Consider the following 14,911-nt stretch of genomic DNA (forward strand, 5'->3'; position numbering starts at 1 on the left):
GCGTTCTCCCGCTGGCAGCGGGCATAGTGATGCGTCATCTAGGTGGCGGGCGAGCGGCAAGCGTTCCTGGGCAAACACGCCTTGTCATGAAAGCATCGGTGGCCTGCGGCCTCCTAGCGCATCTGAGCCGTTGCTGCATTCGTCAGCTAAGTCTTTGCTTATGCAAGAGAATCCCGGACAATCGCGCCCCTTCTAGGGTTGGGGCGCTGCCTGTCGGGTTTTTCTGACTCGCCCCGACCGTGCAAATGCGGAGATCCGACCGGATGAATGATCAGGCCAATAGCGTCGACGAACGCTATGCAACGACACCTGTAACCCTCACAAGCTGGAGCCGCCAGGACACCACTTGGATGCTCGGCCTGTTTGGCACCGCCATTGGCGCCGGGACCTTGTTCTTGCCGATCAACGCCGGCCTGGGCGGCTTCTGGCCGTTGATGGTCCTGGCGGTGCTGGCCTTCCCGATGACGTTCTTTGCCCACCGTGGCCTGACCCGTTTCGTGCTGTCCGGTCGAGAGGGTTCCGACATCACCGACGTGGTCGAAGAGCATTTCGGCATCAGGGCCGGTGCATTGATCACCTTGCTGTACTTCTTTGCGATTTTCCCGATCCTGCTGATCTACAGCGTGGCGCTGACCAACACTGTCGGCAGCTTCATGGAGCACCAGTTGCACATCCAGCCACCGCCACGGGCGATCCTGTCGTTTGTGCTGATCCTGGGCCTGCTGGCTGTGGTGCGCTGCGGCGAGCAAGCTATCGTCAAGGCCATGAGCCTGATGGTGTATCCGTTTATCGTGGCGTTGCTGTTCCTGGCGGTGTACCTGGTGCCCCATTGGAATGGCGGCATTCTCAGCACCGCCAGCGTGGTACCTGCGCCGTCCGCGTTGCTCAATACCCTGTGGCTGGCGATTCCGGTGATGGTGTTCTCGTTCAACCATTCGCCGATCATCTCGGCGTTTGCGGTCGACCAGAAGCGTCAGTACGGCGCGAACGCCGATGAGCGCAGTTCGCAGATCCTGTCCCGCGCGCACCTGTTGATGGTGGTGATGGTGCTGTTCTTCGTGTTCAGCTGCGTGCTGACGTTGTCGCCGGCGCAGTTGGCTGAAGCCAAGCAGCAGAACCTGTCGATCCTGTCGTACCTGGCCAACCACTTCAATAATCCGACCATCGAGTTTGCCGCGCCATTGATCGCGTTCGTGGCGATCGCCAAGTCGTTCCTGGGCCACTACATCGGCGCCAGCGAAGGCCTCAAGGGCCTGGTGCTCAAAAGCGGCCGTCGCCCCACGCCGAAGGCGCTGGACCGCATGACCGCCGCCTTCATGCTGGTGGTGTGCTGGATCGTTGCCACGCTCAATCCCAGCATCCTGCGCATGATCGAGACCCTGGGCGGGCCGATCATTGCGTCGATCCTGTTCCTGATGCCGATGTACGCGATCCGCAAGGTGCCGGCGATGGCCAAGTACCGTGGGCAGGCGTCCAATGTGTTTGTCACGGCGGTAGGCCTGGTGGCGATTACTGCATTGATTTATTCGCTGCTGTCCTGACGGCGGGATTCGCCCCTAAAGGCCGATTCGCGCGCACCGCGAATCGGCCTTTTTTGTGCAAGGAAAACCTGACTGGGCTCAACCACAGCCGGGCAATGAGCGTTAAGCTGGCGCACGTTATTTGCCAGGATGGATTGGGCCGATTGAATACTCAAACCGATACGCCAGTTGTTGTACCGCCTAATCGTACCCAGGACCTGCTCGCCGGGTTATCCATTGCCGGTTTGTTGCTGCCGGAGGCCGTGGCCTATTCCAGCATCGCGGCGCTGCCACCCCAGGCCGGGGTCATCGCGTTGTTTGCCGGGCTGGTGTGCTACGGCGTGTTCGGCACCAGCCGCTTTGCCATTGTGTCGGCCACGTCGTCATCGGCCGCTGTATTGGCGGCGGCCACGGCCAGCCTGGCCGGTGATGACCCGGCGTTGAGGCTGTCCCTGGCCTTCGGGCTGGTGCTGCTCATTGGCGTGTTTTTTCTCCTGGCCGGGCTGCTCAGGCTCGGTGGCGTAACGTCGTTTATTGCCAAGCCGGTCTTGCGCGGGTTTGCCTTCGGCCTGGCGCTGACCATCATCCTCAAGCAGTTGGCCAGTGTGGTGGGCGTGCACCTGACCGATAACAACCTGATCCGCTTCCTGCCGCAGTTGCTGGAGCAACTGCCGCGCTGGAATTGGCCCGCTGCGGCGGTGGCGGCCGTGGCATTGATCGTCCTCTGGCTATGCGCCCGCGTTCCGCGCTTGCCCGGCGGGCTGGTGGTGATCGTGCTGGGCATTGCCGCTGGCCAGGGCCTGAACCTGCAGGCCCACGGCGTCGCACTGATCGGCCTGATCGACCTGCGCCTGGAGCTGGGGCATCTGCCCGTCCTGCCGTTTGCCGACTGGCTGCGCCTGGGGGAATTGGCGTTCGCGTTGGTCATGATTTTGTACGCGGAGTCTTACGGCTCCATCAGTTCCTTCGCCCTCAAGCATGGCGATCGCGTGTCATCCAACCGCGATTTGCTCGCGCTGGGCGCTGCCAACCTGGTGTCCGGGTTGTTCCACGGCATGCCGACGGGCGCCGGGTACTCGGCGACTTCGGCCAACGAGGCCGCTGGCGCCTATTCGCGGATGGCCGGGATTGTCGCGGCGCTGGTGATTCTGGTGATTGTGCTGACCGTACTGCCGTATGTGGCGCTCACGCCGGAGCCGGTGCTGGCGGCGGTGGTCATCTATGCCCTGGCTCGAGGTTTGAGCCTGCAGCCCCTGGGACGTTACTTCCTGTGGCGGCGCGACCGCTTGCTGGTGGTGTGTGCGGTAGCGGCCGTGCTGGTGCTCGGTGTGCTGGATGGTTTGCTGTTGTCGGTGGCGATCAGTGTGGTGTTGATGTTGCGCCAGATGTCGGCAGCGGATATCCAGGTGCTGGGGCGCCTGGGCGACAGTCATGACTTCGTGGATCGCCTGCACCATGCCGATGCGCAGGCCGTTCCGGGGACGTTGATCATCCGGCCGAGCGAAGCGCTGTTTTTCGCCAATGCCGAGCGCATCCTCGGGGCCGCCCTGCGCTTGATACGTCACTCATCCGCGCAGACGGTAGTGTTGAGCCTGGAAGAATCCCCTGATCTGGACGGCACCAGCGTCGAAGCCCTGGCCGCTTTTTTTGCCCAGGTGCGGGGGGAGGGTAAGCAATTGGTGCTGGCGCGGGTGCGCCATGATGCTCATGAGGTGTTGCAGTCACTGCCCGAAGCCGCGGCGCCACAGGTGTTGCTCAGCGGCTTGAGCGTCGACGGTGCGGTGAAACTGGCGCTGCAGGGCAGTTCCCAGGCATAAAAAAACGCCGCGTATCTTGCGATACGCGGCGTCCTTTACATCAACACACCCTTAGGCTTGCAGCACCGGGATGTTGGCGTTTGCAGCGCTTTCACGGAACTCGGCGATCTGATCGAAACTCAGGTAGCGGTACACATCGCTGGCCATGGTGTTGATCTTCGCGGCGTACTCCATGTACTCCTCGACGGTCGGCAGGCGACCCAGGATCGAAGCCACCGACGCCAGCTCGGCCGAAGCCAGGTAGACGTTGGCGCCATCGCCCAGACGGTTCGGGAAGTTACGGGTCGAGGTCGACACAACGGTCGAATTCGGTTCTACACGTGCCTGGTTACCCATGCACAGCGAGCAGCCCGGCATTTCCATGCGCGCGCCAGCCTTGCCGTAGATGCCGTAGTAGCCTTCTTCGGTCAGTTGGTGAGCGTCCATCTTGGTCGGCGGCGACAGCCACAGACGGGTTGGCAGCTGACCCTTGACCTGATCCAGCAGTTTACCGGCAGCGCGGAAGTGACCGATGTTGGTCATGCACGAACCGATGAACACTTCGTCGATCTTCTCGCCAGCAACGCTGGACAGCAGACGGGCGTCGTCCGGATCGTTTGGCGCGCAGAGCACAGGCTCCTTGATGTCGGCCAGGTCGATCTCGATCACTTCGGCGTATTCCGCGTCGGCATCGGCCACCATCAGCTCCGGGTTGGCAACCCAGGCTTCCATCGCTTGGGCGCGACGTTCCAGGGTGCGTGCATCGCCGTAGCCTTCGCCGATCATCCAGCGCAGCAGGGTGATGTTGGAGTTCAGGTATTCGGTGATCGATTCTTTCGACAGCTTGATGGTGCAACCGGCAGCCGAACGTTCAGCCGAGGCGTCGGACAGCTCGAAGGCTTGTTCGATGCTCAGGTTGTCCAGGCCTTCGATTTCCAGGATGCGGCCGGAGAAGGCGTTCTTCTTGCCTTTCTTCTCTACGGTCAGCAGGCCAGCCTGGATCGCGTAGTAAGGAATGGCGTGAACCAGGTCACGCAGGGTGATGCCAGGTTGCATTTTGCCTTTGAAGCGCACCAGGATCGATTCCGGCATGTCCAGTGGCATGACGCCAGTGGCTGCGGCAAACGCTACCAGGCCAGAACCGGCCGGGAACGAGATGCCCATCGGGAAACGGGTGTGGGAGTCACCACCGGTACCGACGGTGTCCGGCAGCAGCATGCGGTTCAGCCAGCTGTGGATGATGCCATCGCCTGGACGCAGCGATACACCGCCACGGGTCATGATGAAGTCAGGCAGGGTGTGGTGGGTGGTCACGTCGATCGGCTTCGGATAGGCCGCGGTGTGGCAGAAGGACTGCATCACCAGGTCGGTCGAGAAGCCCAGGCATGCCAGGTCTTTCAGTTCGTCACGGGTCATTGGACCGGTGGTGTCCTGGGAACCCACGGTGGTCATCTTAGGCTCGCAGTAGGTGCCTGGACGAACGCCAGCCACGCCGCAGGCCTTGCCGACCATCTTCTGCGCCAGGGTGAAACCCTTGGTGCTTTCGGCAGGTGCTTCAGGCTTCTTGAACAGGTCGGACGGTGGCAGACCCAGTTCGGTACGCGCCTTCTCGGTCAGGCCACGGCCGATGATCAGCGGGATACGGCCACCGGCGCGGACTTCGTCCAACAGGACCGGGGTCTTCATTTCGAAGGTGGTCAGGACTTCGTCGGTGCCGTGCTTGCAGACTTTGCCCGCATGCGGGTACAGGTCGATCACGTCGCCCATGTTCAGCTTGGAGACGTCGAACTCGATTGGCAGTGCGCCAGCATCTTCCATGGTGTTGTAGAAGATCGGAGCGATCTTGCTGCCGAAGCAGAAACCGCCGGCACGCTTGTTCGGTACGTAAGGAACGTCGTCGCCGAAGAACCACAGTACGGAGTTGGTTGCCGACTTACGCGACGAACCGGTACCGACCACGTCGCCAACGTAGGCGATCGGGAAGCCTTGGCCGCGCATTTCTTCGATCTGCTTCATCGGGCCGGTCTTGCCTTGCTCGTCCGGCACGATGCCGTCGCGAGCCATTTTCAGCATGGCCAGGGCGTGCAGCGGGATGTCAGGGCGGGACCAGGCGTCCGGGGCAGGGGACAGGTCGTCGGTGTTGGTTTCACCGGAAACCTTGAACACGCGCAGGCTGATCTTGTCGGCCAGGGTCGGACGGTTCTTGAACCACTCGCCGTCGGCCCAGGACTGGATCACGGCCTTGGCGTGTGCGTTGCCTTTCTTGGCTTTTTCGGCCACGTCGTGGAACGCATCGAACATCAGCAGGGTGTGCTTGAGTTGGGCAGCCGCGACAGGTGCCAGTTCGGCGTTGTCCAGCAGGTCGACCAACGTCACGATGTTGTAGCCGCCTTGCATGGTGCCAAGCAGTTCAACAGCGCGTTTCTTGTCGATCAGGGGGGAAGTGGCTTCGCCCTTGGCCAGGGCAGACAGGAAACCAGCTTTGACGTAGGCAGCTTCGTCAACACCTGGTGGAATGCGGTTGGTGATCAGGTCAACGAGAAATTCTTCTTCGCCAGCCGGGGGATTTTTCAGCAGCTCGACCAGGCCTGCGGTTTGTTCGGCATTAAGCGGCTGGGGAACGATTCCCAGTGCTGCACGCTCTTCGATATGTTTGCGATAGGCTTCAAGCACAGTTATTACCCTCATCAGTGGTCCCACGGGGGACGCTCATCCAGAAATGAACGGCACGCATGCGCTCGGGGGCTTTTTGGGCCACAAAGCCAGCGCTGCCGGCATTCCCTACAGAAGCTGCTTTCAAAGTTTTACGCCTGCAGAACGGAGCTGATGAGGGTTGGCGCTGATGATCGACCTACCGGGTCGTTCATTATCGCCAACACCGTTCTGAAGGAAAGACTGTGCTCGTGACGCTTTGAAAACAGCTTCCAGCGGATTATTGGCGCCTTACAAGGCCGGATGATTCTACGGCAAAAAAAATCTAAAGGTAAGTTGCCAAGCCAAGTTTGACGGGTGATGAAGGTTAGACAAAGGGCTAAGATGGTGCACTGTTTCGCTGATCTGCGTGTCGTTACCCATGTCCAACCACACCATCAAGACCCCCTGCGTCGGCCTGTGTTCCACGGTCTATGGCGATCTTGTGTGTCGCGGCTGCAAGCGTTTCCACCACGAGGTGATCCAGTGGAATGGCTATAACGAAGAAGAAAAACGCGCGGTCTGGCTGCGGTTGGAACAGCTGTTGGTACAAGTGATGGCCGGCAAGCTCGAAGTCTTCGACCCGAAAAAACTGCGCGGCCAGCTCGAGCAGCGCAAGATTCGCTTCGTGCCGCACCAGTCCGAGTATTGCTGGGCCTACCAGTTGATTGCCCGTGGCGCGCGGGTGATCAGCAACCTGGAGGCCTACGGGATGGTGCTGCTGCCGGAGTTTCGTGAATGGGCCTTGCCGGACCTGCGCGATGCCATCGACCGCGAGTTTTTTATCTTGTCCGAAGCCCATTACCAGCGCTATATCGCGCCGGGGTTTCTCCAGGAAACGTTCGGCGCCTGACGGTCAGCGTTTGCTCGCCAGCGCTTCCAGCTGAGTCATCAGCGCTTGCGGCTTGAGCACCAGCACATCGCTTTCCACCGCATCCAGCACCACCTCGGCGGTATTGCCGATCAAAGCGCCGGAAATCCCGGTACGCGCCACAGTGCCGATGATGGTCAGCGTCGCCTGCAACTTGCGCACGAAGTGCTGAATCAGTACATCCGCCGGGCCTTCCTCGACATGCAGGTGTGCATCGTCCAGATCGAACTCAGCCTGGAACGCCTGGCACTGCTCGCGATAGCGCGCCTCGATGGTGCTTTTGAGCTGGAACGTCGGGTCTGCCGCTGAAAGCATCGGCGAGGGATGGGCGCTGATCACGTGAAACTGCGCCTTGGCCATGTTGGCGATGTCGAAGCCATAGTCGATGATCGAGTAGTGCAGCGAGCGGTGTTCGTTGTCGGTATTGCCGACATCGACGGCGGCCAGGATCACGCCACCGGTCCACGGCTTCGACGTTTTCACCAGCAGTACGGGTGTGGGGCAGTAGCGCAACAGCTTCCAGTCTCCCGGCGTCAGCAGCGCCTTTTTCAACGGGCTGTCGGGGAAGTGCTGCTTGATCACCAACCCACAGCCTTCGGCCTGCTGCACATCGATGATGGTTTCATGCAGGCTTTCATTCCACGCCTGCTCGGTGGTGACGCTGTAGCCGTCCTCCTGCAAGCCGGACTTGAGCAGGCTTAACAGCGCCGAGTGCTCACGCTTCCTGTCGCACACCAGCAGGTGCAGGTGCGCGCCGGTAACCCCGGCGATCAGCTTGGCGCGCTTGAGGGCCAGGCTTTCCGAATGCTCGGGCTCGATCACCACCAGAATGCTGCGGATAGCTTGCATGGACGGATCTCCAAGAATAAAGAGCGGGGTGTGGGACAACTATAGTTGCTGCTCGTCAGACGTCATGTTGATGCACATCAAGTCCAGTGGCTGGTGGTCTGCGGCGCTGTCGGTATAATCGGCGCCCTTTTGTGATTCTTGACCCGTGAGCCCGATGAACCTGCCCGAAATCCACGAATTCCTCGGTTGCCGCACCCCTGATGCCTGGGTCCAGGCTGCGCTGGCCAATCAGGACACGCTGCTGATCGACCACAAGAACTGCGAATTCAAAGCCGCCAGCACCGCCCTGAGCCTGATCGCGAAATACCACAGCCATGTCGACCTGATCAACATGATGTCGCGCCTGGCCCGGGAAGAATTGGTGCACCACGAACAAGTCATGCGCCTGATGAAAAAGCGCAAAGTCGAGCTGCGCCAGTTGCACGCCGGACGCTATGCCTCGGCGTTGCGCAAGGTGGTACGCAGCCACGAGCCGGTCAAACTGGTGGACACGCTGGTGGTCGGGGCGTTTATCGAAGCGCGCAGTTGCGAGCGTTTCGAGGCGCTGGTGCCGCATTTGGACGAGGAGCTTGGCAGGTTCTACTTCGGTTTGCTGAAAAGCGAGGCGCGGCACTACCAGGGGTACCTGAAGCTGGCCTATCAGTACGGCGACGCCAAGGACATCGCCCAGGTGATCGAGCGGGTGAGGGCGGCCGAGCAGGAACTGATCGAATCCCCCGACATCGAGTTCCGCTTTCACAGTGGTGTGCCGGCCTGAGGCGCTCGCTACGCCCACTGCCAAGGGGCTAACGGGTCAACCCCAGTCGCTCATGCCACTGTGCGATCCTGATGCTTGTCGGGCGAGTGTAACAACACTTTGCTAATACCTTGGCCCCAGGCTAAATTGCGCGCTTTGGTTTCAGGGAAGACACCCATGCTAGAGCCGTTGCACAGCGCTGCCGCGCAAATTCGCCACGCCGTGCGTGCGGCCACCGAGGGCCTGGTCGGGCGTGAGCAACTGGCCGAGTTGATTGTGCTGGCCGCGGTGGCACAGGAGCACATCTTGGTCGTCGGCCCGCCCGGTACCGCCAAAAGTGCGGTGGTCCGGCGCGTGGCTCAGTCCATGGGCGGGCGTTACTTCGAGTACCTGCTGGGGCGTTTCACCGAGCCGTCGGAACTGTTCGGCGCGGTGGACCTGAAGAAACTGCGCGAAGGCAGCGTCGAAACCGATGTCAGCGGCATGCTGCCGGAAGCCGATATCGTGTTTCTCGATGAAGTCTTCCTGGGCTCGACCGCCATCCTCAATACCTTGCTGGGCGTGCTCAACGAGCGCCGTTTTCGCCGTGGCCACACCCAGATCCAATGCCCGCTGCGCGTATGCGTCGGCGCCGCCAACGGCCTGCCGGACGATGAGGCGCTGGCGGCGTTCGGCGATCGCTTCCTGTTGCACCTGTTTGTCGAGTCGGTGCCGGATAACCAGTTGGAGGCCATGCTCGCCGGTGGCTGGCAGTCGGAACAGCGGCCGGTCCCGCAACTGCTTGGCCTGACGCAGTTGGACACGCTTGGGCAAGCGCTGAAAAACGTCGACCTCAACCCCGTGCGGCCAGTGCTGGCTCAGGCGATCCGGCGTCTGCGTGAGGCCGGCATTCAGTTGTCGGATCGACGCATCGTCAAGTCCCAGCGGCTGATCGCGGCGGCCGCGTTGTTGGGCGGGCGCCTGCAAGCCAGCGATGCCGACCTGTGGCCACTGTTGTACGTGTTGCCGACCAAGGAAACCCAGCAGCATGGTCGCGAGGTGCTGCGTGATCTGTTTGCCGCCTCCAGCAACCGTCATCTGTTCAGCGCGGTGGAAGAAGCCACGTTGCAGCCCATGTCGCGCTTCAATCGCTTGCTGGAAACTGCCGAGGACTACCTGGCGCGCAGCGAACCACCGGCCAGCCCGGTGCTCGAAGGCCTGCTCCGGGAAATAGACGCCAACTTCAATAGCCTCACCCTGCCTGAGCCGTTGCAGCAAGCGCGCGGGCAATTGACTCGCTTGCTGACCGCCGCGCCATGAGTGCCGCGCTGCATCGTTGGACCTGGCGTTCGCGACCGGTGCCGACCGAGCCGCAGGCGGCGGTCGCCTGGGGGGACGCCGCGCGGCGCCTGCATGCGCGCTTGCTGCGCCTGGCTCCGGAACACGCCGCGCGTCTGCAGGCGACTGCCAATGGCGAGGTTCTGGTGGTCACCGGTGCCGGCGTCGATCTGCCCTGGATCGATGGAGTGGCCTACGCCGCGCCCGTCGATGCCGCGCCGGGCTTGTGGTTACCGACCAATTGGGAGCCGACGGTGGCGGTGGATGTGCTGGGCCAAGCGCTGGCGGCACGCTTCAAACGCTCGCCGTTGTTGCTGTGGCGCGAGCCCCGGGCGGTGATCCCGCTGGATCGCCTGTTGCCCGTGTGTGCCGATCATTTGCAGCGCATCGCTGTCCACTGGGGGGCGCTCGATGCAACTGCCTGAAGCCCTGCAACCCTGGCGGCACTGGCTGGAATGGTTTGCCCCTGAACACCTGCCGCTGTTTGCCGACCTGCTGGGGCGCCTCAATCCGCTGCTCGGTCCCTTGCGCGGCCTGCAGCAAGGCGGTGTGCCCGAGCCTGACGGTCTGGGCGACCTGCAGCGTCGTGGTCCGTATGATCGCCTGCTGTCCAGTGAATGGTTGCTGGCCGAGGAAGTCCCCGATGAATTTCTGCGCCGCGCGGTCGGTGGCGAGCATATGTTCCTGGCCCCCCAATACCGCGCCCGCGAAGCCAACCGCCTGATCGTCGTGTTGTTCGACGCCGGCCCCTTGCAGTTGGGCGCTGCGCGACTGGTGCATGTCGCGTTGTTGGTGCTCTTGGCACGGCGTGCCGAAGAGGCCGGCGCCGAGCTGCGCTGGGGCATCCTGCAAGGCGCGCCGGTATTGCATGCGCTGGATGGCGCGACGCAACTCAAGCGCTTGCTCAACGCCCGTACTTACGAGGGGGTGGGCGACAGCCATTGGCGCGCCTGGAGTGACTGGTTGGCTACGCAGGACACGCCGGTGGGTGAGTGCTGGAGGGTCGGGCAGCGTCTGCCGCCGGATGACGCCCGGCATTGCACTCACCACGTTCACATCAGCCGCAGCCTGGATGGGCATAGCTTGTCGTTCGAGTTAAAGGCCGGCCAGGTGCGACGCGTATCGCTGCCGATGCCAGCGGCCCAGTACGCTGTGCCCTTGCTCAAGGGCCAGTTCGAGCATGAGGTCAAGGCGCCGCCGGCGATCAGGACTGGTGTGGTTCCGCGCGTTGCGCTGACCTTGCCGCCGGTGATCTCCGGTTCTGGCAGTCATGTCGCCCTGCGGATGCTGGATGAAACGGGAATGGTGGTGATCAAGCTGCCCTCCAGGAACCAGAAAAAGCCCCTGGAAGTGCGCCGTCGCCTGTGGTCGGGTCAGCAACGGGCGCTGAGCATGAGCTTTCACTACCGCAGCCTGGGGGCGGTGCTCAGCAGTGACCATACCTTGAGCTTCTGGAACATTCCGGGCATCGCGGCCGTCGCCAAACCGCCCGCCGAACACCTGCACCTGCCCGCTGGCACGGCGACGCTGCTGCCGTCGGTATGGTTGCGCAGTCAAAAGAACGAGCGACTCTACCTGCTGGAGAGCAAGGGCCGGCTCGCCTGCTGGCAAAGCAGCATGCGCCACGCCCCGGAACGTTATGGCTGCGAGATCACCGACAATGTCATCAGCCTGGGGCAGGTCGACACATTGACCCTGGCCTACGCACGCAGTGAAGGCGCGCAAGTGGTGGTCTATGCCTGCACGGGCGATGGGTTGAGGTCGGGCAGTTACGCGGTCGGGGCGTCCAATGGGGTCAGCCAGGTGTTGTTTGCGACGAGCCCTTTTTGGAGGTCCAACTTTGGGGGGTGCGCGCTGCTGACCGATAACCTCGGCAGCCAACGTTGGCGCGTGGTCACTCACGACAGCTTCCCAACGAAAGCCGCCCAGATTGACCTGGCCCCCGGCTGGAAAGCCATCGGGCTGCTCTGTGGAGTCGGCGTGCACGCGGTGCATTCATTGGTCGTGCTGGGCCCCGGCCAAGACACCGTCGGTGTTTACGCCGAGGGCTCGCAGCGCGTGCTGTTCACCACCTCTGCGCCGATTGCCCGGGCGACCTTCTGCCCCATGAGTGGCCTGGTCGCCGTGCTGACCAGCGCCCGGGAACTGTTGGTCTACTCGGTGGCAGAGCGGGCCATGCGCCTGCAAGTCATGTGCAACCAGGTACCGTTGTTAACTCACGAGCGTGACCATGCTTGATCAGGAAGGAATACGCGTCCGGCGCCCGTTGTTGACGGGGTATCAACCCGTCGATGGGCTGTGGTTTTCCTGTGAGCGTTTTGGCATGCAGGAGCGCGCCGGGCTGATCCTTGCGCACTGGCAGCCCGGCGCCCGTGCCCATCGTTTTGCCGACGGCGACCTGTTGCAGTTCGCGCGGCCCGAATCGATGCTGTGCGAGGCCCTGGCCGGTTGGCCGCTGGTGCGTCAGGGACGTGGCTTATGCTCGGCACGGTTGGACCCGCAGGAGCTGCAAGCCTTGCCCTTCGCCGACCTGTGGCTGGTGCGCGGCGGCCAGGTGCACGCCTTGCAGTTGCGCGATGCCCAATTACTGGTACCGGGGCAGTGGCTGGATATCAGCATGTACACGCTGCTCGATACATTCGACTGCCATGCCCCGTTGGTGGCGCGACTGCCGGAACCGGTGGTCACCGATGTACGGGAAATTCTCGGTGGGCACCTGGAACCGGTCAGCCCGGAGCGGGAAGGGGTGATGCAGGCGCTGATCGAGCGTCAGCGCAATGCGCCGAAGCGCCCACCCGCCGCTGCGGCTTCGCCCGCTGGCGACCCTTGGGCTGCCCACGAGCCGAGCTCTTTTCCTGTACTCAAGCTGGGCGCGACCATGGCGCTGCTGGCGGCGTTCGTCTGGATGGCGACCCAAGGCCAGCCTGTACCCTCGTCACCGATACCCGCCGAGCGCCGGGAATCGTTCAGCGGCGTGATCCTGGCGACATTACTGGGTGCGGTGTTTTTTACCGGCCTGTTAATGGGCCTGAATCGCTTCCTGCGCCGCCGCCCGGCGACAACGCCGGTCGCGCCGGCCGCCGCGACGGCACCCGGCGTTGCACCGCGTGCCGAGGCACGTCGCCACAAGCCTGCCGCCTGGCGCCGCTGGCTGACCCGCCTGACCGCGAATTCACAGCTGTCCAAGTTGTACGGCAAGCGTCAGGCCGCTTATATGCGGCGCATGCTGGAGATGTTCGAGGACGGTGACTTTGAAGAGGCCTTGCGCCACGCCATCCCGTTGAACGCTGAGCCCTCCAGTGGCGAACAGAGCTTCGGCACGCCGCAGCGGCGCCAGGACCTGACGCTGAGCCAACAGAGCGGGCCAAGCCGCGCGATGTTGTTCGACGAGGATTTGACCGAGCATCTGCGCCGGGTCTATCGCCAAACCTTCGAGCGTCTCGACCACGCTGGCCGGGTTGAAGAAGCCGTATTTGTGCTCGCCGAGCTGCTCAAGGAACGGCAGCAAGCCCTCGATTACCTGGAAAAACACGCGCGCTATCAGCAGGCCGCTGACCTGGCGCTGGCCTGGGATATGCCGCCGGCGGTGATCGTGCGCCTGCTGTGCCTGGCCGAGAACTGGCAGCGCGCCTTGCTGGTGGCGCGGCGCGACAATGCCTTCGCCGATGCGCTGGTGATGCTCCAGGCCAAGTCGCCGGAGATGGCCGAGCGTTTGCGCCTGGAATGGGCGCAATCGCTGATCGCCAAAGGCCTGTGGCTGCAAGCGGTCGACGTGATCTGGAGCCTGCCCGCCGAGCGTCCCCGCGCCGCCCAATGGCTGCTGAATGCCGAAGCCGCCGGCGGGCGCCTGGCCATGGGCGCACTGGTCAAACGCGCGATCTTGCTGCCGCACACGCTGGAGGCCTATGGCGAGTGGGTGGAGCAATTGCGCGACGATCCCGCGCGCGCCAGCGAACGGGCGGCCCTGGCTGAAGCGTTGCTGTTGCACAAATCCGAAACCACGGCCCTGGCCTGGCTGACAGGCGCCACCGTTCACGCGATTCTGGCCGATCAATACAGTGGCCACGGGCGTTTGGACCTCAGTCAGATGCAGGCGCTGGTCAAGATGAGCCGGGACAAACTGCTCCAGGCGGATTTACCCGGCCAGGCGTTGAAACGTCCGGTCGTTGCTGCGTTGCACCGAATGGCCGGCACGCTGGAGTGGTCCGCGCCTGAGGCGGGCAATCGCCCGATCCTGGACGCCGTGCCCCTGGACGATGAGCGTTACCTGGTGGCGTTGGGGGAATCGGGGGCGAGCGTGGTGGATGCGCGGGGCAGGACGCTGTTTCATTTTGCGGTGCCGGCGCAGCACATCGTCATTGCCCATAGCCTCCAGGTGGCGCTGGCGTTGACCCGTCGCGACAGGCTGTGGCGCATCAGCAAGTTGGACCTGGTCAATCGTACGGCCACCGATCTTGGCGTCCTGGCCCTGGATGTATTTGCCAACGTATTTGACGGCAGCGCCTGGACCGTCGGGCATGAACGAGCGTTGCGGGTGGTGGACGTCGATCATGGTTTCGAAGCGCTATGGCAGGTGGCTGATTTGCCGGCGCCGGTGCATGCCCTCCAGACGGATGCTCACAATGAGTACCTGTGGCTGTTGGACGTGGACGGGAGTTTCGCGCTCTGGCATTACCGTTTGCCCGAGCGGCGCTTGATCAGTCGTGACCCAGGGATGAAGGTCGCCGAGGCGGATTTCGCGGAGCCCAGTGCCACCGGTGAAGCGGCGCAGTACCTGATCAAACACGACAAAGAAGGGGCGCCGATACTGGTGCTGAAACAGGGCGCAGTGCGCAAGGGCTACCGCTTGCCGGGCACTCTGGGGGAGGCAGAGTGGGATGAGAGCGTCTGGCCATTTCTGTTCGAGGACTGGTTGCTGATTCGCTACGGCGTCGCGCAGGGTGGCACTTGCTGGCAGTTCATTCACCGCGCCAGCGACCGGCTCTGCGTCAGTCTGCACTGGCCGCCAGCGCGGGCCCATGCGCGGCGCCTGGGGGCGGACTGGCTGTTGTTCGATGACCAGGGGCGCCTGAGCCATATCAATCTCGATAACGCCAGTCAGCGTCACCTCAGCCTGCGCTGAACAGGCCCG

The 14,911-nt window shown here is 62.9% G+C and carries 10 protein-coding genes; 8 read left to right on the forward strand and 2 right to left on the reverse strand.

From position 1 onward, the window contains the following. The first annotated feature begins 263 nt into the window (after nucleotides 1-263). Nucleotides 264-1,541 carry a serine/threonine transporter gene (locus ACLH0J_RS17305; RefSeq protein WP_411388280.1) on the forward strand — a complete coding sequence of 426 codons (1,278 nt, stop codon included), beginning with the start codon at nucleotides 264-266 and terminating at the stop codon, nucleotides 1,539-1,541. Nucleotides 1,542-1,684: 143 nt separating this feature from the next. Further along, nucleotides 1,685-3,337, forward strand: coding sequence for a SulP family inorganic anion transporter (locus tag ACLH0J_RS17310; RefSeq protein ID WP_411388281.1), 1,653 nt, complete (start codon nucleotides 1,685-1,687; stop codon nucleotides 3,335-3,337). A gap of 51 nt (nucleotides 3,338-3,388) precedes the next feature. On the opposite strand, the gene acnB is transcribed toward ACLH0J_RS17310, so the two are convergent. Then, nucleotides 3,389-5,989, reverse strand: a complete 2,601-nt coding sequence (gene acnB, locus ACLH0J_RS17315; RefSeq protein WP_411392848.1) for a bifunctional aconitate hydratase 2/2-methylisocitrate dehydratase — start codon at nucleotides 5,987-5,989, stop codon at nucleotides 3,389-3,391. Nucleotides 5,990-6,389: 400 nt separating this feature from the next. Here acnB and ACLH0J_RS17320 point away from each other — a divergent pair, with 400 nt between their 5' ends. Beyond that, the gene (locus tag ACLH0J_RS17320) at nucleotides 6,390-6,860 is read left to right on the forward strand and encodes a DUF1289 domain-containing protein (RefSeq protein ID WP_411388282.1); all 471 of its coding nucleotides are present in this window, start codon (nucleotides 6,390-6,392) and stop codon (nucleotides 6,858-6,860) included. A gap of 3 nt (nucleotides 6,861-6,863) precedes the next feature. Here ACLH0J_RS17320 and ACLH0J_RS17325 read toward each other — a convergent pair whose 3' ends face one another. Then, complete coding sequence (locus tag ACLH0J_RS17325; protein WP_411388283.1) at nucleotides 6,864-7,727, reverse strand: universal stress protein; 864 nt, start codon at nucleotides 7,725-7,727, stop codon at nucleotides 6,864-6,866. Nucleotides 7,728-7,881: 154 nt separating this feature from the next. On the opposite strand from ACLH0J_RS17325, the gene ACLH0J_RS17330 reads away from it, so the two are divergent. From ACLH0J_RS17330 to ACLH0J_RS17350, 5 genes are all read left to right on the forward strand, one after another. Further along, on the forward strand, nucleotides 7,882-8,484 hold the full coding sequence (locus ACLH0J_RS17330; protein WP_411388284.1) for a tRNA-(ms[2]io[6]A)-hydroxylase: 603 nt from the start codon (nucleotides 7,882-7,884) through the stop codon (nucleotides 8,482-8,484). A 156-nt stretch (nucleotides 8,485-8,640) separates the two neighbouring features. Then, nucleotides 8,641-9,762 carry an AAA family ATPase gene (locus ACLH0J_RS17335; RefSeq protein WP_411388285.1) on the forward strand — a complete coding sequence of 374 codons (1,122 nt, stop codon included), beginning with the start codon at nucleotides 8,641-8,643 and terminating at the stop codon, nucleotides 9,760-9,762. After that, complete coding sequence (locus tag ACLH0J_RS17340; RefSeq protein WP_411388286.1) at nucleotides 9,759-10,205, forward strand: hypothetical protein; 447 nt, start codon at nucleotides 9,759-9,761, stop codon at nucleotides 10,203-10,205. Before ACLH0J_RS17335 ends, ACLH0J_RS17340 begins: the two co-directional genes overlap by 4 nt. Further along, nucleotides 10,192-12,018 (forward strand): hypothetical protein, encoded by a 1,827-nt coding sequence (locus ACLH0J_RS17345; protein WP_411388287.1) that lies wholly within the window; start codon nucleotides 10,192-10,194, stop codon nucleotides 12,016-12,018. Before ACLH0J_RS17340 ends, ACLH0J_RS17345 begins: the two co-directional genes overlap by 14 nt. Beyond that, entirely contained in the window at nucleotides 12,011-14,902 is a 2,892-nt protein-coding gene (locus ACLH0J_RS17350) for a bpX6 domain-containing protein (RefSeq protein WP_411388288.1), read from the forward strand. Before ACLH0J_RS17345 ends, ACLH0J_RS17350 begins: the two co-directional genes overlap by 8 nt. Nucleotides 14,903-14,911 lie beyond the last annotated feature (9 nt).

Source organism: Pseudomonas sp. MPB23 (assembly GCF_046605395.1).
GTDB lineage: Bacteria > Pseudomonadota > Gammaproteobacteria > Pseudomonadales > Pseudomonadaceae > Aquipseudomonas.

Excerpts from the sequence above, each read along its gene's own strand:
- ACLH0J_RS17305 (WP_411388280.1), top strand. The coding sequence starts at position 264 with ATGAATGATCAGGCCAATAGCGTCGACGAACGCTATGCAACGACACCT.
- ACLH0J_RS17320 (WP_411388282.1), top strand. The coding sequence starts at position 6,390 with ATGTCCAACCACACCATCAAGACCCCCTGCGTCGGCCTGTGTTCCACG.
- ACLH0J_RS17325 (WP_411388283.1), bottom strand. The coding sequence starts at position 7,727 with ATGCAAGCTATCCGCAGCATTCTGGTGGTGATCGAGCCCGAGCATTCG.
- ACLH0J_RS17330 (WP_411388284.1), top strand. The coding sequence starts at position 7,882 with ATGAACCTGCCCGAAATCCACGAATTCCTCGGTTGCCGCACCCCTGAT.
- ACLH0J_RS17335 (WP_411388285.1), top strand. The coding sequence starts at position 8,641 with ATGCTAGAGCCGTTGCACAGCGCTGCCGCGCAAATTCGCCACGCCGTG.
- ACLH0J_RS17340 (WP_411388286.1), top strand. The coding sequence starts at position 9,759 with ATGAGTGCCGCGCTGCATCGTTGGACCTGGCGTTCGCGACCGGTGCCG.
- ACLH0J_RS17345 (WP_411388287.1), top strand. The coding sequence starts at position 10,192 with ATGCAACTGCCTGAAGCCCTGCAACCCTGGCGGCACTGGCTGGAATGG.
- ACLH0J_RS17350 (WP_411388288.1), top strand. The coding sequence starts at position 12,011 with ATGCTTGATCAGGAAGGAATACGCGTCCGGCGCCCGTTGTTGACGGGG.